Consider the following 23,119-nt stretch of genomic DNA (forward strand, 5'->3'; position numbering starts at 1 on the left):
TATTTTCCTAGCTTTTTTTGGCATGCTTTTGTAACGGTTTTGCGATACGTTTAGGATGTTTTGCTGAAATTTTGCCATGATAATGGGCATAAATCTGCTCTAAGTCAGCTTCATAATTGCCTGTGGTGTGATACACACCCAAAATCAAAATGGTTTTCGTCTCATAATCAAAGCCAAACATGACAATAGGTAACCCTGCACTATGTGCAATATGATAAAAGCCGCTACGGATTTTCTCTGGTGCTTTTCTTGAGCCTTCAGGTGCCATGCCGACCCAAATTTGCTGTTTATTTTGAATGGCATGAATAATTTGTTGGGTTTTTCCTTGCGGAGAATCACGTACCACAGGAACAACGCCAATCCATTGTAAAAGAGGCTTAAGTGGGGTGCGAAATAAACTGTCTTTGCCAAAGATGGTAATGTCTAGCCCAAGTCCTAACAGCGCATTAAAACCATACCAAGCATCTATATTGGAGGTATGCGGTGAAATAATGGCAACCGCTTTGGCTAAATTGGGAAACTCCCCTTGAAATGTCCAACCCTGTGCTAAGAACAGTTGTTTAAATAATTGACGTCTTAACTTGCTACCACGACTCGGAACACGTGGGGGTAAATGTGGAAATTTGGCTGTAGGCATAAGCAATAGCTCATCTTCATTTTATTGTTTTCATGATTTTGAGCTGTTTAAAACAGGATTTCATTGGCAAAATATCTATTCAAAACCACCAAAACGATAATACTGATCAAAGGATTGATGCGAACACGATGCAAAATATATATCTGTTGCTGTTTAGCCTATATTGGGCGCAGGGCTTACCCGTTGGCTTTATGACGCATGCTTTGCCAGTTATTTTGCGCGCTGAAGGCGTGTCGCTGACGCATATCGGTGGTTTTGGACTGTTGATGTTGCCTTGGTCCATTAAGGTTTTTTGGGCGCCGTTGGTCGATCGTGTGGGATCAAAACGATGGGGGCATTATCGTAGCTGGATTATTCCGACACAATTATTAACCGTGGCTGTACTCATTGGACTGTCATTTTTACCCATTACTGCTTTAGATCAACCACTGTATTTGCTAGCTTTCTTTATGAGTTTGTTGCTCATGAATACGATTGGTGCAACTCAGGATGTCGCGACCGATGGATTGGCGGTGACAAGATTGAAAGGCGAGCAGCAACATTGGGGTAATACTTTTCAAGTTGTGGGTTCACGTTTAGGTTTTATTGTCGGTGGTGGTGCAATTCTGTGGTTAATTGATGCACTGCAATGGCAAACCACGTTTTTAATACTGGCTGCTTTGGTTTTTTTGAATACGCTGCCCATTTTATTGTTTAAAGAATCATCGGTTCAAAGCCAAAATCCTACCGAAAAAGTAGATCAAGCGCGCTTTAGTCTTCGATCTTATTTTCAATATTTTCTGAACAATCGTACCTTGAAACGTTGGTTCTTGGTTTTAATCACATTTAAGCTGGTTGATGGTCTTTCAGGACCCATTTTAAAGCCATTAATGGTCGATTTAGGCTTAAGTTTAAGCCAAATTGGTGTGTATATCACGATGTTGGGGGCTTTTGCAGCACTGCTGGGGGCGGGACTTGCCGGTCTGTGTCTGCGATTTATATCTCGTGCTCATACACTCTTTATTTTTTCGATTCTAAAAATTATCAGTATGTTTGGTTATGCATGGTTAGCTCAGCAATATGAAGCAAAACATACGGTGAATGAATGGGTGATTTATAGCATCAATGCCTTAGAAGACATGATCTCAGCGATGTTATTGGTGGTGATGCTGACATTAATCATGCAATACAGCCGTAAGCAATATGCGGCTACAGACTTCACTTTTCAGGTAGCAATTATGGCGACGGTAAGTGGTGGTTTATATAGTATCAGCGGTATTTTTGCTGACCATTTTGGCTATAGTCTTTATTTAAACTTCATTGTGGTATGCAGTCTTTTAAGTCTTATTCCAATTTGGATTTGGAAAAAAGCCGCAAAAAATAATTAATCCGACGAATATGAGCTAAAAAAGCAGCTATTAGCCTAAAGTACTAAATAGAATATATAAATAATATTTTAATAATTTTGTAAGATAAGCAGTGTGTGTAATATTCGTTACAAAATAATTCAAGGAAATTTTTTAGATGAAAACTAAGTTAGCGACAGCAATTGCATTAAGCCTTTTGGCGGGGTCAACTTTTGCAGCACCAACATTCTATGGTGAGATTGATGCATCAATTGATTACTTACCTGAAGATAACCGAGCACCATTTAAGGATAAAGACGTTGTTGAACTTAGTTCGAACAGTTCATTTGTTGGCTTAAAAGGTGAAGAGAAACTTACTGAACGTTTAAATGCAGTGTATGCCATTGAATGGGCGTTTAACTCAGATGGCGAAGGCTCTGATTGGTCACAACGTAACCGCTTTGTTGGTTTAAAAGATGCGAAATTAGGTACATTGAAAATTGGTGCACACGATACACCGTTAAAACAACTGTCTAGCCCAGTCGATACGTTTAATAACTATGTTGGTAACAAAGCTGACGTAACAGGCATCATGACAGGCGAAACCCGTTTATCTAACGCTGTAGTTTACGAATCACCAGCTTTTGCAGTTGCTGAAGGTAAAGTTCAAGCAAATGTCTTGCTAGCTACGGGCGAAAACAAAAAAATTGAAAAAGGCAATGGTGCGTCGAAATCAGCAGGTCGTGGTTTAGGCGATACTTGGTCAGCCTCTTTAGTCTATAACAACCCAGTTGTGGTTGCTGGTCTTGCTTATGATAAAGCTGTACCGACAACCTTCGCAGGTCGTGGTTTCGATAACGCAACTTACCCAGAAGCAGGTCAAGCGGGTTTATTTGCTGCGGCAAATACGTTACGTGCGATTGGTCGTGTAAATTTGGACGGTGGTCTTGCACTGAAAGCACTTTATCAAACATCAGAAGTTGAAAAAGCAGACGGTAATGCAGATGGTTCAGAGTTTATCGATGATGCTCAAGGTTGGTTAATTGGTGCTGAATACAATATCCCAACTGCGAAAGCTTGGACTGTGAAAGCACAATATAGCCAAAACACAACTTCATTCACAAATGGTAAAGCAGACTTTGACGCTGAACAAATTTTTGTAGGTGCAGACTATGCATTCAATAAACAAGTGAAAGCATACGGTTATGCAGGTTATTTAACGCTTGAACAAGGTTCAAATGAAACTAAACAACCTGTTGTAGGTACAGGTCTAGAATACAAATTCTAATGTAGACTTTGTCATCTAAATAAAAAGGCGATGTGAAAACATCGCCTTTTTTATGCATGGTTTTAAATAGCTTATCGAATTAATGCAAAAGGAAAGCTAGGCAGAGATGCTACATTAGAACAAAAAATTGGATATCACATGACCATCCTTGCTGTACTGTTTGACCTCGATAATACCTTAACCCACCGTGACTTAAGTGTGCAGGCATTTACCCGACATTTATGGCAATCCTATGCAGCTGACTTAGCGCATATTGATTTTGAAAAAATGACGCAGATTGTCCGTCGCATTGATAATGGGGGTTATCCCAAGAAAGAACATCTGACCCATCCAAGCATTGGCGCATCGGTTTCCTATGCACTATTGCAAGAACTGCAATGGAAAAATCCTCCAAGTTTAGAGGAACTGTCTACCTTTTGGTTTGAACAATGGTTTATGTGCCGTAGCCATGCCGCAAGCGCAAAGAGCTTTTGGCGCAGTTGAAAAATAAAGGCTATCAGCTTGGTATTATCTCGAACGGTGGGCATGAGACCCGCCTGAATATTCTGAAAGGGCTTGGCTTTGCGCATTATTTTGATGAAATTATCAGTTCAGGCTTAGTCGGCGTCAGTAAGCCCAATCCTGAAATTTTCCATCTGACGGCCAACACATTGGGCGTGGCGCCTGAACATTGTGTCTATATTGGCGATCATCCCATTAACGATATACAAGGGGCAAGTGCTGCCGGTATGCGCGCCGTTTGGATCGAAGGCTTTCATCCAGCCACCCAACCGATCGAGCGTAAGATTCAACAGTTAAGTGAGCTGTGGCAGTATTTGTAAGTTCTATTCAGGTTTGGCGTTGGGTATTGATGGCTATCGTCCATTGGCAATGTTGGCAGCGTGGGCAATCTTGGTTGGCACTTGTAAGCAGACAGACATTGCCGCAGTGTAGACAGGCATAATGTTGATGCGCTTCAATGTGTTGAATGGACTGCTGTGCCTTGGGGTAGAGTGGCAGACCATAACCGACCTGTTCAGGGCTGTAAAATAAAATACTAAATTTGCCATCACTTTCAAGCAGACCCACACGGACTTGTCCCAAATGTTCGACTCCTTGTTGGCGCATTTCGGCAAAGAACTCGTCATGCGACATTTTGCCGCGCTTAATATGTTCAAGCACCATCTTGCCATCTTCCACAATGTATAAAGATTTGCCTTCTAACAAATCTTCAAATGGTTGGTATTTCATGGTGAGTAAGGTGGTAATGCGATACAACACAATAATAGTTGCCATCACCAAAAATGCTTGTAACAGCGGCAGTTCTTCATCAAACATCGGGTCGCCGGCGATCGAACCTAAAGACAAAATAATCGCGACTTCAAAGATCGACAATTGTCGCACGCCGCGTTTACCTGTCAGGCGCAAGAACAAAATAATCATGATGTACATGACCAAGCAGCGCAGCAAAATTTCTGCGGCAAATGACCATGTGGTGTCATGAATAAAAATGGTTGACCACTCCACTTAGAAGCTCCGTTTATTATTATCTTAAGGTGAGTGTATCAAGTGAAGATCGATGATGATGTTGGTATTTATGTAGTGATTTGATGCCTAAAAATTATTTGTAAATCATCATTCTTTAAGTCGTTCTGTTTAAGCATTTAAAAATTCAGCATCAACATCGACTACTCACGTTAAAATACTTTTTATTTGTTTGATATTTTGATGATGTCTTTTGCGCTAAAAACCACGCCACCTACGATACTTGAAGTCTCACCACAGCATCCAAAGTTAAACCGTTTAATTGATGAGATCGAACAGCAAAAACAATTATTGCTTGCGTGGCAAAGTGCTAAAGATGAGATCCGCACCTATAGTCTAAAGGCACTCATACCTACATATTGTGAGCTATATAGTACCTTGTATGAACAGATGCAAACCCTTTGGAATAGCCTAAGTTGTTATGATTTAAGCAAATCAGATACGGTGGTAGTAGAAGATAAAATCCAAACCTTAGCGCGTTTACTGCAAGGTTCACATTTGTTGACTCAAAAGCAGGTCGATGAAGTGGAAAAGATGCATGCGTATTATGTGCAGGCAAACGAGTACGATAAGAAAAAAACCAAGAGGAAAAACTCAGCTACTATTGATGAGCCTGACAATGAAACCGTTCAAGGTGGTGATGAGCTTGAAGATTGGAACAGCGATCAATATCAACAAGAACGTGAGCAAGCCAAGCTCAAACGTCAGCAGGCTAAACAAGCCCAAGCCGAAAAGTTGGTGAATCAATCGCTGAAAACCGTCTATTTAAAAATTGCATCCATCATTCACCCTGACCGTGAGCCTGATGAATCTAAAAAAGCGGAAAAGACTGAACTTCTACAACGTGCCAATGAAGCCTATGAACAGGAAGATTTATTCTTTTTACTTAAACTTCAGCTTGAAGTGGAGCAAAGTAAGAATGGCTCAAATAAAGGTTTAAGTGCGGAGCAAGTGAAGTTTTACCAACAGGCTTTAGAAGCGCAAAGTCAGTCTTTGAAAAAGCAGATTCAGGAACTCATTGATTCACTTCTTTGGTCAACCAAAGCCAAAATTGCGGTGCAAAAATCAAAAGGTCAACTGAATATTGAGCAGTTATATAAGCAGATTGATGCGGATGTATCTGCGGTAAAGCAACAGTTAAAAGCGGAAAAGCAAAGGCTGAGTTTTATGGGGAAAGAGAGTGGGTTGGAGATGTTGTTGGAGCATCAAGTGCTTTAAACTTTTCTCCCTTTCCCTTTGGGAGAGGGATTATTAGAAAACATTGCCCACCAATTCCGATAGATCTTCATCTAAAGTAATAGCCCATTTCCAAAAAGCAGAATATGCAAATTGAGGTGAGCACATAGCTTTTAATTTTTCGATTTTTAAATCAATTTCGGATTGAGCTAACGGTTCTGTAGGAAATAGCAATTCATTTTTGATTTTTTGTAGTTGAAAACTATATCTTTGAATATCTTTGATTAGTTCGCTCCGACTAATGCCTCTGATTCCAGTTGATGTATTGTTATAGCATTCATCTAATAGCATTAGTGTAAGGTTGACAGACTGTTGGGTTGAAGGACTATTTTCTCTAACAGTTACTTTAATATCTCTATTATTTGTTAGAGGACACTCAAGTATAAGATAGTGAGATATATCATGGTTAGCTATAGAACAGTCTAATATGTTTGTATGAGTATGACTTTTAATACTGTTACAACGACTACAACTATAGAATAAATTATTCCAATTAAATTTTTTTATTAGGTCTCCTTGGTGTGGATCGAGATGCTCAACCTGAATGTCTGAAATATTAGCTCTTTCACATAGATAACATTTCCCATGAAACATTTTTTTTAAGGTAAGCAGAACTTCCTCGGATCTATAATCTTTGTTGGTACCTGTCAGACTCTGTGGGACTGTATTTGGTCTACTAACTGAAAACATTACTTGGACCCTTCTTGAGTAATTTTTTCGAGTTTATTTTTTGCAACAATATATTGTAATTGAGACTCAATAGAAAGTTTTGGCAAATCCATTTCTATTCTTTCTAGAGTATTTTTGATTTCCATCAAATTATCTCTATGCATATCCTGTTCGATAAATTCGACAATCAATTTAGAAATATAAAGGGTGTCATTACTTTCTGGATTAATATGAAATAGTTCTTTAATAATTGATTCATGTGAATAAAGACTCAAATCATCATCAAAAAATTCACCACTAGAAATATCATAAACTACAGTATCATTGTTCGTTGAAGTAATAACAAAAGGTGAGTGAGTACTAACAATAAATTGTGTTTTGGGGAAAGACTTAATTAAGAATGGTAATATCTTTTTCTGTAATGAAATATGTAGATGGACATCAATTTCATCAATTATAGTTACACCTGAGAGTTCTTCTGGACTAATTTTTTCTCGTTCTGCTCTCATAAGAAGAGATGAGTAAATATAAAAAATTGCCTTAAAACCAGAAGAAAGTTGTTCAAAACTATAGTTAACATTTCGATTTCTTAAATTTATAAGGACTTCATTTCCGTCTTTAGAAAAAGATAGTTCGATCGAATCATTTTCAAATATATTTTTTAAGTCATTTTCTACTTTAAGAAACCATTTCTGAACTTCATTGACCATCCAAATGGTATGTCCTTTTTCTCCGGAACGATTGCTAAGAATATTGTTGATATCCTTTTTTATAGATATTAAATAAGCCTCTAAAAGATTTGGTGGATCTGTAAGTTCTGGATTTTTAGTTAAATGCTCATAACTTTGAAACACTTTCATACTTAGTCCTTCAAGGGAAGGGACACGTGAGGAGTCAAAAAAGTTAAAAGCTATTTTTCTATTGTGAATGGGAATAAGAGCAAACTTTGTATCTTTTTGAATAATTTTATTTATATGATCAAAAATTCTATTAACTAGATTTTCTAAAAATTCAGGTGAGTAATAATGAAAATATTGTTCTAAATTTGGATCTTCAATTGTCTTAATAATATAGTCTTGTTGGTTAAGTATCGGATTATCTCTGAAGAAATATTCTTTTTCTATCAAAAAAATATTGTAACTATTTTTCAGGATATTATTTAATTCTTAGATTCTCAAATGAAGTGCAACAGAGATTAAATTTTGGAAAGAAGCAAGATGAGCTAGCATTTTGCTTCCGACCGACCAAAGTCAAAGTTGCATCATGAACTATACTCATCTTACCCAAGAAGAAAGATATCAGATTTTTACATTGTTACGTGAAGGATTTTCTCAACGTTATATTGCTTGGAGACTGAATCGTTCACCTTCCACTATTTCTAGAGAAATCAATCGTAATCGAGCTAGAAATGGTTATTTCGCTAAGCATGCTAGTAAACTCGCTCGAAGACGCCATTGCTCTAATCCTAAAAGAATCCCTGATGAAATATGGGCAAATGTCATCTTTTATCTTGAACTTCAATGGAGTCCTGAACAGATTGCTTCCCGTGTTTCAGTCAGTCTGCATTCAATTTATCGCTTAATACGACAGGATAAAAATAAGGGCGGTACTCTCTTTCATCATCTACGTTTCAGAAATCAAAGAAAGAGGAAATACGGCTCTCCTGAAACTCGTGGTCAGCTGGCTAATCGTAAAAGCATTCATGATAGACCGATTGAGATTGAACAGCGTCATCGTTTCGGTGATCTAGAGATAGATACGATTGTGGGTAAGAATCATCAGCAATCATTGGTCTCGATTGTAGATCGTAAGACAGGTTATTTGTGGCTAAAGAAGTGTAGCTCACGTAAAGCAGAGGAAGTTTGCCAAACAACGATCAGTTTACTTGAGCCAATCAAAGATCAGCTCAAGACGATTACCGCAGATAATGGTAAGGAGTTTAGTCTGCATGAATGTGTTGCTCAAGAATTAGAAATAGACTGGTATTTCGCAGATCCTTATAGCGCTTGGCAACGAGGTACGAATGAAAATACCAACGGCTTAGTCAGACAATACATTAGAAAGGGAAGTGACTTAAATCAGTATACAGATGAATATATCTCAGAAATAACAGCCCGTATCAATCATCGTCCAAGAAAAAGACTCGGCTTTAAAAGTCCGAGTCAGGTATTATGGCAACAACATGGTGTTGCACTTCAAATGCTAATCTAAGATTTATAAATAGAGGAAAGATCAGATGCTTTTTTTCTTTGGATTATTTGCTCAATTAAATAAATGCTGTTTTCACTAAGTTTAAGAGGCTGTTGGAATTTTTCTAAAGTATATTCTAATAGTTCGATAAGTTTATTAGTGTTCTCTTTTTCAAGGTTTATGCCTAAACCAACTTTATCATTAGCTAAATGATTTCTAATTTTGTTTAAAAAGTATGTTTTTCCTGAACCATTATTCCCTGTCAGAATTAAGTTTCTACCGTGTAAAGGAATTTCATTTTTTTCGAATAAAATAGTATCTATATGATTCATTGTGAGAAATAAAGGGCTGAATAATCAGCCCTTTATACTACAAATCAGATCAAACTAACAACACTTTAAAGCGCTGCAATTTGCTCCATATTCGCTTTAATCTTCGCTAACTGATCAGCAAACTCAGCAAGCTTCACTTTCTCGCCTTCAACCACAGCAGCAGGTGCTTTCGCCACAAAACCTTCATTGGCAAGTTTAGTTGCAATTTGGTCATGTTGCTTTTGAACTTTGTCTAGGTCTTTTTGTAGACGACCCAATTCCGCTTTAGGATCAATTAAGCCCTTCATAGGAACGAATACAGACACATGACCAACAACACTTGATGAAGACAATGGCGGTTGTTCAGCATCTGCAAGGAAAGTAATGCTTTCAACTTTTGCCAATGCTTTAAACAACGGTTCAATACGTGCGATTTGCGCTTTTTCAGCATCAGTGGTGTTTTGAAGCAGAACAGGCAACAAGCGCGCATTACCTAGACCCATCTCACCACGGATGTTACGTACCGCACCAATCAGACCTTGAAGCCATTGCATATCTGCTTCAGCTTGGTCGTTGATAAGCGCTTGGTCAGCAACTGGGTATTGCGCCAACATAATTGTTTCGCCAACGATGTTCAGTTTCGGCGCAAGTGTTTGCCAGATTTCTTCTGTTAAGTAAGGCATTAACGGGTGAGCCAAACGTAAAGACGCTTCCATCACAGAAAGAAGCACACGACGCACTTCAGCTTTACGCTCAACCGATACATTTTCATCATTCAGAACAGGCTTAGTCAGCTCTACATACCAGTCACAGTATTCATTCCAAATGAACTCGTAAATCGCTTGTGCAGCCAAGTCTAAACGATAGGTCGCAAATGCTGTTTGCACCGCTTGTTGCGCTTTTTGTAAACGGCTCACGATCCATTGTTCAGGCAATTCCCAAAGGTCTTGACGTACTTCTTGACCAATCACTTGCTCTTCGCAATTCATCATCACGAAACGGGTTGCGTTCCAGATTTTGTTGGCAAAGTTACGGTAACCTTCAACACGTTTCATGTCGAACTTGATGTCACGACCGGTGTTAGCAAGCGCACAGAATGTGAAACGAACGGCATCTGTACCGTAAGATTGAATACCTTCAGGGAATTCTTTACGAGTAGATTTTTCAATCTTCGCCGCTTGTTTTGGGTTCATCAAACCTGTAGTACGTTTTTGTACTAAAGTTTCAAGATCCACACCGTCAATCAAATCTAATGGGTCAAGCACGTTACCCTTAGATTTAGACATCTTCTGACCTTCGCCATCACGTACCAAACCGTGTACATACACAGTTTTAAACGGCACTTGCGGTGTACCATCTTCATTTTTCATGAAGTGCATGGTCATCATGATCATGCGGGCAACCCAGAAGAAGATGATGTCAAAACCTGTTACAAGCACATCAGTCGGGTGGAAGGTATTTAAGAAGTAATTCTCAGCATCTTTTTTGGCATCGCCAGTCCAACCTAAAGTTGAGAATGTCCAAAGACCTGAAGAGAACCATGTATCCAATACGTCTTCATCTTGATCTAATTGAACATCAGCAGGAATGTTGTTTTTCGCACGAACTTCGTCTTCGTTACGACCAACGTAAACATTACCTTCTGCATCGTACCAAGCAGGGATACGGTGACCCCACCACAATTGACGCGAGATACACCAGTCTTGAATGTTGTTCATCCAAGCCATGTACATGTTGCTGTATTGCTCAGGTACAAATTTGATGTCGCCATCTTTCACGGCTTTGATTGCAGGTTCAGCAAGTGGCGCAATCTTCACATACCATTGATCCGTCAATAACGGCTCAACGATGACACCTGAACGGTCACCACGAGGTGGCTTAAGCGTATATGGCTGAATTTGATCTAACCAACCTTCAGCTTCCGCTTGAGCAACGAGTTTTTTACGTGCTTCAAAACGCTCTAAACCAATGTAGTCACTAGGTGCAGGAATGGTTTTAGAAATTTGTTCGCCCGCTTTTGCGATATATTCAAAATCGCTCAACACTTCCGCATTTTTGTTGAAGATGTTGATGATTGGCAATTCGCAACGTTTACCCACTTCATAGTCATTGAAGTCATGTGCAGGGGTAATTTTTACACAGCCTGTACCGAATGCTTTATCGACATATTCGTCTTTAACGATTGGAACCGCACGACCTGTAATTGGCAGGATAATATTTTTACCCACCAAGTCGGCATAGCGTTCATCATCAAGCGCAACCGCAACCGCAGTATCACCTAATAATGTTTCAGGACGAGTGGTTGCAACAACGATGTGATCTTTACCATCGTGGGTACGAAGCGATTTATCTTCAAAGAAGTATTTGAAGTGCCAAAGCGAACCTTGTTCTTCTTTATCAGACTCAACTTCTAAGTCAGAAAGCGCCGTTTGGAGTTTCGGATCCCAGTTTACAAGGCGTTTACCACGGTAGATCAAACCATCTTCATGCAGTTTAACAAACACTTCTTTCACTGCGTTTGATAAACCATCATCCATGGTAAAGCGTTCACGTGACCAGTCTACAGATGAGCCTAGACGACGAATTTGGCGAGTAATGTTACCGCCAGATTGTTCTTTCCATTCCCAAACTTTTTCGATGAACTTTTCACGACCAAGATCATGACGGCTAATGCCTTCTGCACCCAACTGACGTTCCACAACCATTTGGGTTGCAATACCTGCGTGGTCAGTCCCCGGTTGCCAAAGCGTATTTTTGCCTGACATACGGTTATAACGGGTCAACGCATCCATAATGGCATTGTTGAAACCATGACCCATGTGCAAGCTACCAGTGACGTTTGGCGGCGGAATCATAATACAAAACGATTCACCGTTTTTAGAAGGCTTGAAATAACCACGCTCTTCCCAAGTTTGGTACCATTTTTTCTCGATCTCAGTAGGATCGTAGGTTGTCGCGATATTTTGCGCTGAATCAGTCATAGTTCGAACAATTCAAAAGTAGCTAAAAAATTGCAGCTATTGTAGCAAAAAAATAGCGTAGTGCGGCAGCTTAACCAAATGCAAACTTTATCTGATTGGCAGCGTGCAAAACTCCTCGTATGATAGAGCATTACATGACCATGTCGTGTAGACCACGATAACGATAATAAAACCAATAGGAGCGCGCGATGAGTCATCACATTTACTTAGAAATACAACCTGAAACCTTTCAACGCTTTCAAGATATCCATCGAAAATTAAATGCGGGCGCTGCTGAAAGTTTGTCTAAACCGTTAGGGGATAACTTGGCAGATATTGCCTGTGAAATTATTGATCAAGTGTTTGGTCGCATTGCGCGCTTATCTTCGTCTAAAGACCATGAGTCAGAAAAAATCGTACAACAAATTGTAGAGACCACCCGTAAATATATGCCGTGGTCGGTGTCCTTTTTTGGCAATGAACGTTTATTGCCGATGGTCAATTATTTATATGACATGACCCAACAAAATGATGGACATTATTATATTTATTATCCTGTCGAGCAAACCTTAGTCACCGAGTTGCTTGGCTGCGTTGAACACATGAAGCAAGGCAATAATCAATATACCAAGCCAGCATTGAAAGCCTTTACCCAAATTGTCGATGTTGGGGTGACGTACTTAATCCGTGAACCGAAAAAGATGTTGAAATTTAATGTCGTGGTCGATAAAACCTTAAATGGTGTCATCAATTTGACCACGCAATTGGGCTATAAGCGTTTTGATAAGCTCGGGCAAATCTATGATGCCGCAGCCATCAGTCATTATTTCGATCATTTCTTGGCATTTTTGGATGATGAAATTCCGCAGCAGGCTTAATACAATAGACGTATCTCAAGGATTGAACAAAGAATATGGACAATTTACAAGGCAAAGTGGTGTGGATTACAGGTGCATCTTCAGGGATTGGTAAAGCACTGGCTTATGAATGTGCAGCCCAAGGCGCGCAAGTCATTTTAACTGCACGTCGTTATGAAGAACTCGAAAATGTGCGTCTGAGTTTGCCTAAACCTGAGCAGCATGTCTCGATTGCCGTAGACATTACCGACGATGCACAAGTCGAAGCTGCCTACCAAAAAGTGTTGCTCGCAAAAGGTCGCATTGATTGGCTGATCAATAATGCAGGTTTAAGCCAGCGCGCTTTAATTGCAGACACCAGCATGCAAACTGAACGTGCGATTATGGAACTCGATTATTTCTCGCAAGTTTTTTTAACCAAAACGGTATTACCTACATTTTTAGCGCAGAAATCAGGACGTATTGTGTTTGTATCCAGTGTTGCAGGTTTATTGGGCACACAATATCGCGCGTCTTATTCGGCAGCCAAAGCCGCGATTCACATGTGGGCAAACAGTTTACGTGCCGAAGTCGCAGCGCAAGGTGTCGATGTTTCGGTGTTATTTCCCGGTTTTGTCAAAACCAATGTCTCAATCAATGCCTTAGATGGGGCAGGGAAACCACAAGGTTATGACAATGACGCAACCGCCAATGGTTTAGAAGCAGATGATTTTGCGCGTCAGTCGGTGCAAGCGCTATTGGCAGGTCAAGAATATGTGGTGATTGGCGGTTCTAAAGAAAAGCTCGGAGTGTGGGTATCGCGGTTATCGCCAAAAACCTTGTATAAAATGATTCGTAAAATGAAAGTGAAGTAAAACTTGTGCCATCAACATCTTGGGAGCATGTCTGAAATATTGGATTGCATTGCAGTAACAACTTAAGACTTGTAGTTTTAGCACAGCGCTTTAATGTAAGGATAAGATTAATCACAATAAGTACATCATCATGAAAACACCTGTGCCCGATTATTTACAGCATGTGCTGTCTGCGTGTAATAACAATCAATCTGGGGCATTGGCAAATTATATTCCTGAGCTGGCACAAGCTGACCCCAATAAATTGGCATTAGCATTGTCGACTATTGATGGCACGATCTATTCCACAGGCGATGACACGCTTGAATTTACCATTCAGTCGATGTCAAAACCTTTTGCTTATGCTTTAGCCCTAAAAACCTTAGGGTTAAACGCAGTCCTTCAAAAGGTCGGGGTTGAGCCATCAGGGGAAGCCTTTAATCAAATCTCGCTTGGGCAAGACCAATTGCCAAAAAACCCGATGATTAATTCGGGGGCAATCACCACACACGCATTGCTGCCGCATAAAAAAACCGTATCTCGAGCAGAGCATTTACGCCGTTTTTTGAGTGAACTGGCAGGACGAGAATTGCAGTTTGATGAAAATGTTTATGCATCGGAAGTCAAAACGGCATTTCGCAATATGTCTATCGGTTATATGCTCAGAACCGTCGGTGTGATGGATGAAGACCCTGAACAAATCGTCAATGGTTATATTCAGCAGTGTTCCATTAAGGTCACGGTCAAAGACCTCGCTGCCATGACAAGTGTGCTTGCGAACGGGGGGATACAGCCAAAAACAGGCAAGCGCTTATTAGATCGTGCCATTGTGCGCCAAGTGTTAAGTGTGATGATGACCTGTGGGATGTACGATGCAGCGGGCGATTGGCTGACCACGGTCGGGATTCCTGCCAAAAGTGGCGTTGCCGGTGGCATTATGGGGGTGCTCCCCGGTCAAGTCGGCATTGCGGTGTTTTCACCGAAGCTCGACAGCCATGGTAACAGCGTGCGCGGTGTCGAGATTTTTGAGCGACTCTCGAGCGATATGGGTTTACATTTGATGGAAGGGACACCTTCGGCACAGACCATTTTGCAAAGCCGTTATAGCATCGGCAAAAAACAAAATGTGATTGTCTATGAACTGCGCGGTGTCTTGCAATTTACTGAATCGGAAATGTTATTGCGTTTCTTGCAGGATGAACCTCAGGCTAAAAATAAGATTATCTTGGATTTGACTAATTTGACTTTAATTCATGATGTCGGTGCACGTATGCTGTTTGAAGGCGTAAAGCGCCTAAAAGAAGATGGGCATCAGGTCATTGTCGTAGATTCAGAAGGAGTGCTCAGCGAAGAACAAGTCAAGGGCAATAAACGTTTGGTGGTAAACGACACACTCGAACACTATCTCGCGCAATTTGAAGAAAAGAAATGAGTGCCTTAGCGTTTGAGTTTAGTTTAAGTGCTGATAGGCTTTTGCTACATATAGATGGACAAAACTTTGAAATCTCAAAAGGGCTGTCTCATATTGCGGCGCAGAGCTTAAAGCAACAACACTTGAATGCCTTAGCCATTGAACATGCGATAGATGTCATTGAGCAGATGCTAGAGCAACTGCACCTTGATTATGCTGTGCAGCGTATAGGCGTGAGTCATGATCTTGTACTCAAGCAAATCTTTCATTTATTTTTTCAAGATCAGCATAAAATTGACCGCTTGATGCTCGAACATGCGTTTAACGAATTTATTGAGCGGACTGAATACTATGTCAGAAAAGTTGATACAGATCAGTTGTCTATTTTTCTCTATTTTATTTTTATACGAGAAATGATGCATCACTTGAATGTGATCGACATTGAATACATAGAAACGTCATAAATCGATGGCAGAGTACAAGAAAAAAGCCCTGAATATTCAGGGCTTTTTTATAGAGATTTTATATAGCGTTTGGTTTATTTAATGTGTTCAGCAACATCGCTAAAGATCACACCTAAACCATGTGCACCTGCATCAGGATAGCCTAAGCTGCGATCACCGACCGTACCTGCACGACCCATACGCGCGACAATTTCTTTAGTCGACTCTGCACCGGCAACAGCAGCAGCAGCACCAAGGACAAAGTTTTCTTTAAAGCTTTTGTCTGTGTTTGCTGACCATGAGTCTGCACATGGTACTAGAGCATCAATTAAGGTTTTATCACCCACAACAGCACCGCGACCGAATGAACGTTCACCTGTGGTTTGAATGCCTTGAACTGCCGCTTGTAGCATCTCAGCAAAATCCGCCACGCTTAGAGTGGTTTTGCCTTTAATGGCTTTACTTGCAGCACGGAATGCTGAACCCCAAATTGGACCTGACGCACCGCCACAATGTTCCATAATGATCATTGAGCAGTTCAACATAAACTCATCCATATGCTGTGCTTGGATTAAGTCTTGCCATTCACGTTTTAGCTGTTTAAAGCCTTTTGCCACGCTCATACCGAAGTCGCCGTCGCCTGCGTGAGCATCTAACTCGCAGAAAGGTACTTCATTTTTAATAATACAAGCAGACATCACATCGACCACATAACGCATATTTTCAATGCTGAACTGTTCATTGCTAATGACCGCGTGTTCAGGCTGTGTTTCCACTTCAATATTTGCGCTACGTGCAGCTTTGCTATCTTTGGCTGCAAACTCAAATGCTAACGCAGGTGAGCCATCCATTTTAAATGCAGGGGTATTGGCTTCGGCATCTAAGTAGCCTTTAAGTTCATCATCAACCGCAAGTAATGACACCGATGCACCGTTCATGTCGATACTGGTCATGTAGTTGCCAACGAATGTACGGTAAATTTTGATCCCTTTACGCGCCAAATGCTCGCACACATCATTGTTAAATACATACAGTTCTTGCAGTGGCGTTGTACCAAAACCATTCACCAATACCGCAACTTCCTTCAGGTCAGGACGGTCAAGGAACAAGTCATCGACAATGCGTTGAGCCAGTTCTTGCGATGGTAAGATTTTTTCACGACGGATACCCGGTTCACCATGAATACCGACGCCGTATTCCATTTCGTCATCTGCTAAGGTAAACGTTGGCGTACCTTTGGCAGGAACGGTACATGAGCTATAGGCAAAACCAAGGCTAATCACGTTATCTGCGGCTTTTTGCGCAACGGTTTTCACTTTTGCAAGGTCTAAACCTTTTGATGCTGCTGCGCCGGCAATTTTATGGACGAATACTGTGCCTGCCACACCACGACGACCGACTGTGTATAGGCTGTCTTTAACTGCAATGTCATCTGCGACTTTGACATAGTCAACTTTAATACCGTCGTCTGTTGCTAAAGCTGCACCATTCTGGAAATTCATCATATCGCCAGAATAGTTTTTGATAATCATCAGCACGCCTTTGTCGGTTGCGACTTGGGTCAATGCTTTATAAATTTGAATTTGTGACGGTGATGCAAAGACATCGCCACACACAGCAGCATCTAACATGCCTGTGCCGACAAAGCCTGCATGTGCAGGTTCGTGACCAGAACCACCACCACTGATGAGTGCCACATTGTTGTGTTTTTCTTTGCGTGACACGATTTTATAAGATTCGTTAAATGCAAGTTCAGGATGTGCCAGCACGAAGCCTTTGCACATTTCGACAACCAAGTTTTCAGGGTTGTTGATGAGTTTTTTCATGGAGGGAAACCTTCACGTGTATTTGGGAGAGTTCTAAATGTGGCTATTATCCTAGAAAGTGAGGTTTTTTGCAGAACTAAAAATGTAAAAACAGATGATTTGACGTTGAGCGGTTAGAAAAAGGGCGTTAATTTGATAAATTAAATCCCTCCCTTTAATAAAGGGAGGAGCTGTCACGTAATTCATTTGCTACGTGGAATTCCCCTCTTTTCCCTTGCGCCATATATGGCTCAGGGCTAGGGGAGATTTAAAATAAAGGAAAATAAAAATGAAACCCTACAATAAAAACTTAAAACAAGTGTTGTGTGAGTTGCGCTAAAAATATTTTTAAGGAGTAGTACAGAATTTTCCAACTTAATAAGATTTTTATTAATACAGTTAATTGATTTTCATCTTGTAAAATAACGATTAGAAATTTTTGTAGGGATAGTAGTATGGGTTTTTTCGATATGTTGTTTTCGGGTATTGGATCATTATTCAGTGCTGCGGTAAGTGTGGTTTCGGAAGTCGTTTCTACAGTAAAAACTTTTTTTCTGCTAAAGACGTTGTAACTAAAACCGTTAACGAAAATAAGAATAAAAAAATAGATGAAATTCATGATATTAACGATGAGTTGATTTATCTAAAACGTAAGGTGAAAGACTATGGTTACATCACGGAGCAACAGAAAAAAAGAATAAATGACCTGGAGGAGAAGCAAACATATATTCGAGATGAAATTAATCAGAGTCGCCAAATTTTATCTGCTGACAAGTTTCAATCAAATGTGCAGAACATTGAGAAAGTTGACATAGGACATGAAACAACACATGTTCTGCAATGGAATGCCTTTGCGGATACTATGGCAAAGAAATGCCCTAAATGTTCTAGACCTATGAAATTACAGTGGGCTAGAGAACTTTCATATGTAAGTCCAACAGATTTTTACTGGGGATGTACAGGTTGGTATTTTCAAAGTAATCAAATAAAAGGATGTAAATTTACTCAAAGGCTAACTAAAGATGACCTTTCATTGATGACCGATGTCTCTGCACCTGAGTTTGAATTATCTTCACAAGATTTTAATATCATTCTTCATGATCCAAATACATCTGAAAGTATTCTTGAAAGAATGGATGATCTTCAAGCTGATCTGAGATCAAAGAAAAAAGGGATTGATATAGTTTGCTGTCCAATCCATGCAGAACCTATGGTTCTACAGAAAAAAAGAAATGGTGTGGGGCTTTTAGACCAATATTATTTAAGATGTGCTCATTGGGCTCAAAATGACCAAGGTTGCAACTATATTGAAAAATTAAAATCAGGATCTCAACTTGCGGCTCTATTAAAAAATCAAACAGGTATAGGAATTTTATAATTTAAATTCTGAATTGGACTGTTGCATCTAGAATTAATTTTAAATTTTACTGAATTAAAAAATCCCCTCAATCGAGGGGATTTTTTATTCCCTCCTTTATTAAAGGAGGGTTAGGGAGGATTTAGAGATACTTAAACCACTGAATCATCCAAATTCGGCGCTAACCAACGTTTCGCCTCATCCAACGTCCAACCCTTACGCTTCGCATAATCTTCGAGCTGATCGCCAGAGATTTTACCCACGTTAAAGTATTCGGTTTCAGGGTTGGCATAGTAGAAACCGCTGACACTTGAAGGTGGCCACATTGCAAAGCTAGACGTTAAGTAAGTCCCGATCTTATCAGTCGTACCTAACCAATCAAACAATGGTGCTTTTTCCGAATGCTCAGGACAAGCAGGGTAGCCCGGTGCAGGACGAATACCCACATACTTCTCTTTAATCAAATCATCATTCGTTAAAGTTTCAGAAGCTTGATAGCCCCAGAACTCTTTACGAATACGTTGGTGAAGATGCTCGGCAAAGGCTTCAGCAAAACGATCACCCAAGGCTTGTACCAAGATCGCGTTATAGTCATCACCTTTGGCTTTGTAGTCTTGCGACATTTCTTCAGCACCAAAGATCGAAACTGTAAAGCCACCCAAGTAGTCTTGAGCGACATCTTTCGGTGCAACAAAGTCAGCCAAAGAGTAATTTGCTTTACCAGTCACTTTGTCAGACTGCTGACGTAAATGCTCGAAGGTATGAGTCACATTGCCCGTTTCATCTGCAACAGCAACAGTGTCGCTTGCAACACGGTTGGCAGGGTAAATACTGAATGTGGCACGGGCATCAAAACGTTTATTCTCAATAATGTCTTTTAGCATGGCTTGTGCATTTTCGAACAAATCACGAGCCGCTTCACCCACGACTTCATCTTCAAGAATTTTTGGGAATTTACCCGCCAAGCTCCAAGAAATAAAGAACGGTGTCCAGTCGAAGTAGTCAACCAACGTTTCTAATGGATAATTGGTAAATGTTTCCGAACCAATAAAGTTCGGCTTCACAGGTGCATGTTTTTCAAAATCAATTTTGAAACCATTTTCAACCGACTGTGCATACGCCAATTTGGCAGCTTTCGGTTGTTTATTGGCTAAACGCACACGGATTTTTTCATAATCCGCAGCATAGTCGGCTGCCAATTGCGGTTTCATTTCCGCAGAAAGTAATTGTGTTGCAACACCCACAGCACGAGAAGCATCTGCTGTATAGAACACACCATCATTTTGATATTGTGGTGAAATTTTCACAGCAGTATGTGCTTTAGAAGTGGTCGCACCACCAATCATCAATGGAATATTAAAGCCTTTACGTTGCATTTCTTTGGCAACAAAAACCATTTCATCCAATGACGGGGTAATCAAACCTGACAAACCGATGATGTCGACTTTTTCATCAATCGCAGTTTGTAGAATTTTTTCACACGGCACCATCACGCCAAGGTCAACGATGTCATAGCCGTTACAGCCGAGTACAACACCAACAATATTTTTACCAATGTCGTGTACGTCGCCTTTAACCGTTGCAAGCAAGATTTTACCTTTTGCTTCGGCTTGGGTTTTTTCAGCTTCGATGTACGGGTTGAGCCAAGCTACGGCTTGTTTCATGACACGTGCCGATTTAACCACTTGCGGTAAGAACATTTTGCCGGCACCAAACAAATCGCCAACCACGTTCATACCTGCCATCAGTGGACCTTCAATCACATCCAATGGGCGCGTTGCTTCTAAGCGAGCTTCTTCAGTATCTTGATCAATATACGTGGTGATACCTTTGACAAGCGCATATTCAAGACGTTTTGCAACTGACTCATTACGCCATTCAAGGTTTTCTTCGGCTTTTTGTGCACCTGCTTGACCACGGTATTTTTCAGCAACAGTGAGTAGTTTTTCTGTTGCATCTTGACCGCTTTCACCTTGGTTACGGTTTAAAACGACATTTTCAACCGCTTCTTTGAGTTCCGCATCAATGTCATCGTAAATGGCCATTTGACCGGCATTTACAATCCCCATGGTCATACCTTGCTGAATCGCATGGTATAAGAACACCGAGTGAATCGCTTCACGTACTGGCTCATTGCCACGGAATGAGAAGGATACGTTAGACACACCACCTGAAATCATCGCATTCGGTAGGTTTTGTTTAATCCAACCGGTCGCTTCAATAAAGTCGACGCCATAGTTGTTGTGTTCTTCAATCCCCGTTGCCACTGCAAACACGTTCGGGTCAAAGATAATATCTTCAGAAGGGAAGCCGACTTCGTTGACCAGCACATCATAAGAGCGCTTACAAATGGCTTTTTTACGTTCTGCGGTATCGGCTTGGCCATCTTCATCAAATGCCATCACGATCACGGCTGCACCATACTGACGGCAAAGGCGCGCACGTTCTACAAACTCGTCATAACCTTCTTTTAAGGAAATCGAGTTCACAATGGCTTTACCTTGCACGCATTTTAAACCGGCTTCAATAATGTCCCATTTTGATGAGTCAATCATGATCGGCACACGTGAGATATCAGGCTCAGACGCGACCAAATTCAAGAAGTGCACCATTGCACCTTGTGAATCGAGCATGCCTTCATCCATATTGATATCGATGATTTGCGCACCGGCTTCAACTTGTTGACGTGCAACGTCTAAGGCTTCGGCAAAGTTTTCTTCTTTAATGAGGCGAAGGAATTTTTTAGAACCCGTGACATTGGTACGTTCACCGACGTTCACAAAGAGTGAATCTTGCGTGATGTTAAATGCTTCTAAACCACTTAAACGACATGCAGGCGCAATCTCAGGAATTTGACGTGGTGCAATGCCTTCAACAGCTTGCGCAATCGCGCGAATATGGTCTGGCGTGGTACCACAGCAACCACCGGTAATATTAATTAAACCACTTTCTGCAAATTCTTTAATAAATGCGGCGGTTTCTTCAGGTGTTTCATCATAACCACCAAAGGCATTTGGTAAGCCTGCGTTTGGATGTGCTGACACAAAGGTATCGGCAACGTCAGATACCGTTTTCACATGTGGACGCATTGCATCTGCACCAAGCGCACAGTTAAAACCAATTGAGATTGGTTCAGCATGGCGCATCGAGTTCCAGAACGCTTCTGCGGTTTGACCAGTTAAAGTACGACCTGAGGCATCGGTAATCGTACCTGAAATCATAATTGGTAATTCATAACCCAATTCTTTAAAGACTTCTTTAACCGCAAAGATCGCAGCTTTGGCATTTAAGGTATCAAAGACCGTTTCGATCAGGATGATATCGACACCACCTTCAATCAAGGCTTTGGTCGATTCGATATAGTCGACTTTAAGTGCATCAAAAGTGATATTACGGAATGCAGGATCGTTTACGTTTGGCGAAATAGACGTGGTGCGTGAAGTCGGACCAATCACACCTGCCACAAAACGTGGTTTTTCAGGCGTTGAATATTTGGCACATGCTTCTTTGGCAAGACGCGCAGCAGTACGGTTAATTTCGGGCACTAAATCTTGCATGTGGTAGTCAGACATCGAAACACGCGTACCATTAAAGGTGTTGGTTTCAATAATGTCTGCACCCGCTTCAAGATAAGCTTCGTGAATGCCTTGAATAATCTGCGGCTGAGTTAAAACCAGTAAGTCGTTATTACCTTTAAGGTCGTATGCCCAATCTGCAAAACGCTCACCACGATAATCGGCTTCTTCCAATTTATGGCGTTGGATCATGGTACCCATCGCACCATCGATAATTAAAATTCTCTTGGTAAGAAGTTCTTTTAGTGTGGCAAGTGTGGACATTCAAACTTTCTCAGCAGAAATCAAAAACATCGGTCATCTTAGCAGAATTAAACCGTGAATTCTGCGGCTCATTCCTCAGAAAGATGGATATACATGATATGAAAATTTGATAAGTCTTTTTGTCTATTTTAGTGATTTAGGGCATTGTCTTATGCATTGAATCTATATCATTCAGTTCAAATGAGACTGATGTTTGGGTTGGAAGTCTGTTTGTATAAGTGATAAGAGATTGAACTGAGCATTTTTTTAAAATACATAGATATGCGCATCCTAAAGCATTGATTCGATGACAGATTGCACAGCCGTAATGATTTGTCATAAATATGACAATATATTATTGCAAAACTGACATATCTTGAAGGGATAACCTAGTCATGATGGTTTTAATTTAAATATTTATTAAATTATTGATATTTATTACTATAATTTGGTTT

At 40.5% G+C, this 23,119-nt stretch carries 17 protein-coding genes and 1 pseudogene; 10 read left to right on the top strand and 8 right to left on the bottom strand.

The window, feature by feature from the left end; translation table 11 throughout:
- Positions 1-7: 7 nt before the first annotated feature.
- Complete coding sequence (locus GFH30_RS03580; RefSeq protein WP_153370936.1) at positions 8-637, bottom strand: 1-acyl-sn-glycerol-3-phosphate acyltransferase; 630 nt, start codon at positions 635-637, stop codon at positions 8-10.
- 128 nt (positions 638-765) lie between these two features.
- Here GFH30_RS03580 and GFH30_RS03585 point away from each other — a divergent pair, with 128 nt between their 5' ends.
- The 3 genes and pseudogenes from GFH30_RS03585 to GFH30_RS03595 all read left to right on the top strand — a co-directional run bounded on the left by GFH30_RS03585 (position 766) and on the right by GFH30_RS03595 (position 4,071).
- Positions 766-2,004 (top strand): MFS transporter, encoded by a 1,239-nt coding sequence (locus GFH30_RS03585; protein ID WP_153370937.1) that lies wholly within the window; start codon positions 766-768, stop codon positions 2,002-2,004.
- Positions 2,005-2,140: 136 nt separating this feature from the next.
- The gene (locus GFH30_RS03590) at positions 2,141-3,250 is read left to right on the top strand and encodes a porin (protein ID WP_153370938.1); all 1,110 of its coding nucleotides are present in this window, start codon (positions 2,141-2,143) and stop codon (positions 3,248-3,250) included.
- 138 nt (positions 3,251-3,388) lie between these two features.
- Positions 3,389-4,071, top strand: a pseudogene (locus GFH30_RS03595) (HAD family hydrolase).
- A 7-nt stretch (positions 4,072-4,078) separates the two neighbouring features.
- Here GFH30_RS03595 and GFH30_RS03600 read toward each other — a convergent pair.
- Positions 4,079-4,756 carry a DUF421 domain-containing protein gene (locus GFH30_RS03600; RefSeq protein WP_153370939.1) on the bottom strand — a complete coding sequence of 226 codons (678 nt, stop codon included), beginning with the start codon at positions 4,754-4,756 and terminating at the stop codon, positions 4,079-4,081.
- Between the two features lie 204 nt (positions 4,757-4,960).
- On the opposite strand from GFH30_RS03600, the gene GFH30_RS03605 reads away from it, so the two are divergent.
- Positions 4,961-5,992 (top strand): phage tail tape measure protein, encoded by a 1,032-nt coding sequence (locus GFH30_RS03605; RefSeq protein WP_153373349.1) that lies wholly within the window; start codon positions 4,961-4,963, stop codon positions 5,990-5,992.
- Between the two features lie 33 nt (positions 5,993-6,025).
- On the opposite strand, the gene GFH30_RS03610 is transcribed toward GFH30_RS03605, so the two are convergent.
- Positions 6,026-6,700: an HNH endonuclease family protein gene (locus GFH30_RS03610; RefSeq protein ID WP_153370940.1), complete on the bottom strand. Its 675-nt coding sequence runs from the start codon at positions 6,698-6,700 to the stop codon at positions 6,026-6,028.
- Positions 6,700-7,806 carry an AAA family ATPase gene (locus GFH30_RS03615; RefSeq protein ID WP_171501030.1) on the bottom strand — a complete coding sequence of 369 codons (1,107 nt, stop codon included), beginning with the start codon at positions 7,804-7,806 and terminating at the stop codon, positions 6,700-6,702. Before GFH30_RS03615 ends, GFH30_RS03610 begins: the two co-directional genes overlap by 1 nt.
- Positions 7,807-7,942: 136 nt before the next feature.
- Between GFH30_RS03615 and GFH30_RS03620 the strand changes: the two genes are divergently transcribed.
- On the top strand, positions 7,943-8,890 hold the full coding sequence (locus GFH30_RS03620) for an IS30 family transposase (protein ID WP_153370942.1): 948 nt from the start codon (positions 7,943-7,945) through the stop codon (positions 8,888-8,890).
- Here the strand turns inward: GFH30_RS03620 and GFH30_RS03625 are convergent.
- Both GFH30_RS03625 and GFH30_RS03630 read right to left on the bottom strand, forming a co-directional pair.
- Positions 8,887-9,201 (bottom strand): P-loop NTPase family protein, encoded by a 315-nt coding sequence (locus GFH30_RS03625; protein ID WP_153370943.1) that lies wholly within the window; start codon positions 9,199-9,201, stop codon positions 8,887-8,889. The genes GFH30_RS03620 and GFH30_RS03625 overlap by 4 nt on opposite strands.
- 65 nt (positions 9,202-9,266) lie before the next feature.
- Positions 9,267-12,161 carry a valine--tRNA ligase gene (locus GFH30_RS03630; RefSeq protein WP_153370944.1) on the bottom strand — a complete coding sequence of 965 codons (2,895 nt, stop codon included), beginning with the start codon at positions 12,159-12,161 and terminating at the stop codon, positions 9,267-9,269.
- A 188-nt stretch (positions 12,162-12,349) separates the two neighbouring features.
- Here GFH30_RS03630 and GFH30_RS03635 point away from each other — a divergent pair, with 188 nt between their 5' ends.
- The 4 genes from GFH30_RS03635 (at position 12,350) to GFH30_RS03650 (ending at position 15,705) form a co-directional block, all read left to right on the top strand.
- Complete coding sequence (locus GFH30_RS03635; RefSeq protein WP_153370945.1) at positions 12,350-13,018, top strand: hypothetical protein; 669 nt, start codon at positions 12,350-12,352, stop codon at positions 13,016-13,018.
- A 35-nt stretch (positions 13,019-13,053) separates the two neighbouring features.
- On the top strand, positions 13,054-13,851 hold the full coding sequence (locus tag GFH30_RS03640; RefSeq protein ID WP_153370946.1) for an SDR family NAD(P)-dependent oxidoreductase: 798 nt from the start codon (positions 13,054-13,056) through the stop codon (positions 13,849-13,851).
- Between the two features lie 130 nt (positions 13,852-13,981).
- The gene (locus GFH30_RS03645) at positions 13,982-15,262 is read left to right on the top strand and encodes a glutaminase (RefSeq protein ID WP_153370947.1); all 1,281 of its coding nucleotides are present in this window, start codon (positions 13,982-13,984) and stop codon (positions 15,260-15,262) included.
- Positions 15,259-15,705 carry a hypothetical protein gene (locus GFH30_RS03650; RefSeq protein ID WP_153370948.1) on the top strand — a complete coding sequence of 149 codons (447 nt, stop codon included), beginning with the start codon at positions 15,259-15,261 and terminating at the stop codon, positions 15,703-15,705. The genes GFH30_RS03645 and GFH30_RS03650 overlap by 4 nt, the downstream gene beginning before the upstream one ends.
- 74 nt (positions 15,706-15,779) lie before the next feature.
- On the opposite strand, the gene dhaK is transcribed toward GFH30_RS03650, so the two are convergent.
- Positions 15,780-17,510, bottom strand: coding sequence for a dihydroxyacetone kinase subunit DhaK (gene dhaK / locus GFH30_RS03655; protein WP_153370949.1), 1,731 nt, complete (start codon positions 17,508-17,510; stop codon positions 15,780-15,782).
- A 634-nt stretch (positions 17,511-18,144) separates the two neighbouring features.
- On the opposite strand from dhaK, the gene GFH30_RS03660 reads away from it, so the two are divergent.
- Positions 18,145-18,867 (top strand): hypothetical protein, encoded by a 723-nt coding sequence (locus GFH30_RS03660; protein WP_227551557.1) that lies wholly within the window; start codon positions 18,145-18,147, stop codon positions 18,865-18,867.
- Between the two features lie 131 nt (positions 18,868-18,998).
- Here GFH30_RS03660 and metH read toward each other — a convergent pair whose 3' ends face one another.
- Positions 18,999-22,685, bottom strand: coding sequence for a methionine synthase (metH, locus tag GFH30_RS03665; RefSeq protein WP_153370950.1), 3,687 nt, complete (start codon positions 22,683-22,685; stop codon positions 18,999-19,001).
- Positions 22,686-23,119 lie beyond the last annotated feature (434 nt).

The sequence above is a fragment of the Acinetobacter wanghuae genome, assembly GCF_009557235.1.
Classification (GTDB): domain Bacteria; phylum Pseudomonadota; class Gammaproteobacteria; order Pseudomonadales; family Moraxellaceae; genus Acinetobacter; species Acinetobacter wanghuae.

Excerpts from the sequence above, each read along its gene's own strand:
- GFH30_RS03580 (WP_153370936.1), bottom strand. The coding sequence starts at position 637 with ATGCCTACAGCCAAATTTCCACATTTACCCCCACGTGTTCCGAGTCGT.
- GFH30_RS03585 (WP_153370937.1), top strand. The coding sequence starts at position 766 with ATGCAAAATATATATCTGTTGCTGTTTAGCCTATATTGGGCGCAGGGC.
- GFH30_RS03590 (WP_153370938.1), top strand. The coding sequence starts at position 2,141 with ATGAAAACTAAGTTAGCGACAGCAATTGCATTAAGCCTTTTGGCGGGG.
- GFH30_RS03605 (WP_153373349.1), top strand. The coding sequence starts at position 4,961 with ATGTCTTTTGCGCTAAAAACCACGCCACCTACGATACTTGAAGTCTCA.
- GFH30_RS03610 (WP_153370940.1), bottom strand. The coding sequence starts at position 6,700 with ATGTTTTCAGTTAGTAGACCAAATACAGTCCCACAGAGTCTGACAGGT.
- GFH30_RS03620 (WP_153370942.1), top strand. The coding sequence starts at position 7,943 with ATGAACTATACTCATCTTACCCAAGAAGAAAGATATCAGATTTTTACA.
- GFH30_RS03625 (WP_153370943.1), bottom strand. The coding sequence starts at position 9,201 with ATGAATCATATAGATACTATTTTATTCGAAAAAAATGAAATTCCTTTA.
- GFH30_RS03630 (WP_153370944.1), bottom strand. The coding sequence starts at position 12,161 with ATGACTGATTCAGCGCAAAATATCGCGACAACCTACGATCCTACTGAG.
- GFH30_RS03635 (WP_153370945.1), top strand. The coding sequence starts at position 12,350 with ATGAGTCATCACATTTACTTAGAAATACAACCTGAAACCTTTCAACGC.
- GFH30_RS03640 (WP_153370946.1), top strand. The coding sequence starts at position 13,054 with ATGGACAATTTACAAGGCAAAGTGGTGTGGATTACAGGTGCATCTTCA.
- GFH30_RS03645 (WP_153370947.1), top strand. The coding sequence starts at position 13,982 with ATGAAAACACCTGTGCCCGATTATTTACAGCATGTGCTGTCTGCGTGT.
- GFH30_RS03650 (WP_153370948.1), top strand. The coding sequence starts at position 15,259 with ATGAGTGCCTTAGCGTTTGAGTTTAGTTTAAGTGCTGATAGGCTTTTG.
- dhaK (WP_153370949.1), bottom strand. The coding sequence starts at position 17,510 with ATGAAAAAACTCATCAACAACCCTGAAAACTTGGTTGTCGAAATGTGC.
- metH (WP_153370950.1), bottom strand. The coding sequence starts at position 22,685 with ATGTCCACACTTGCCACACTAAAAGAACTTCTTACCAAGAGAATTTTA.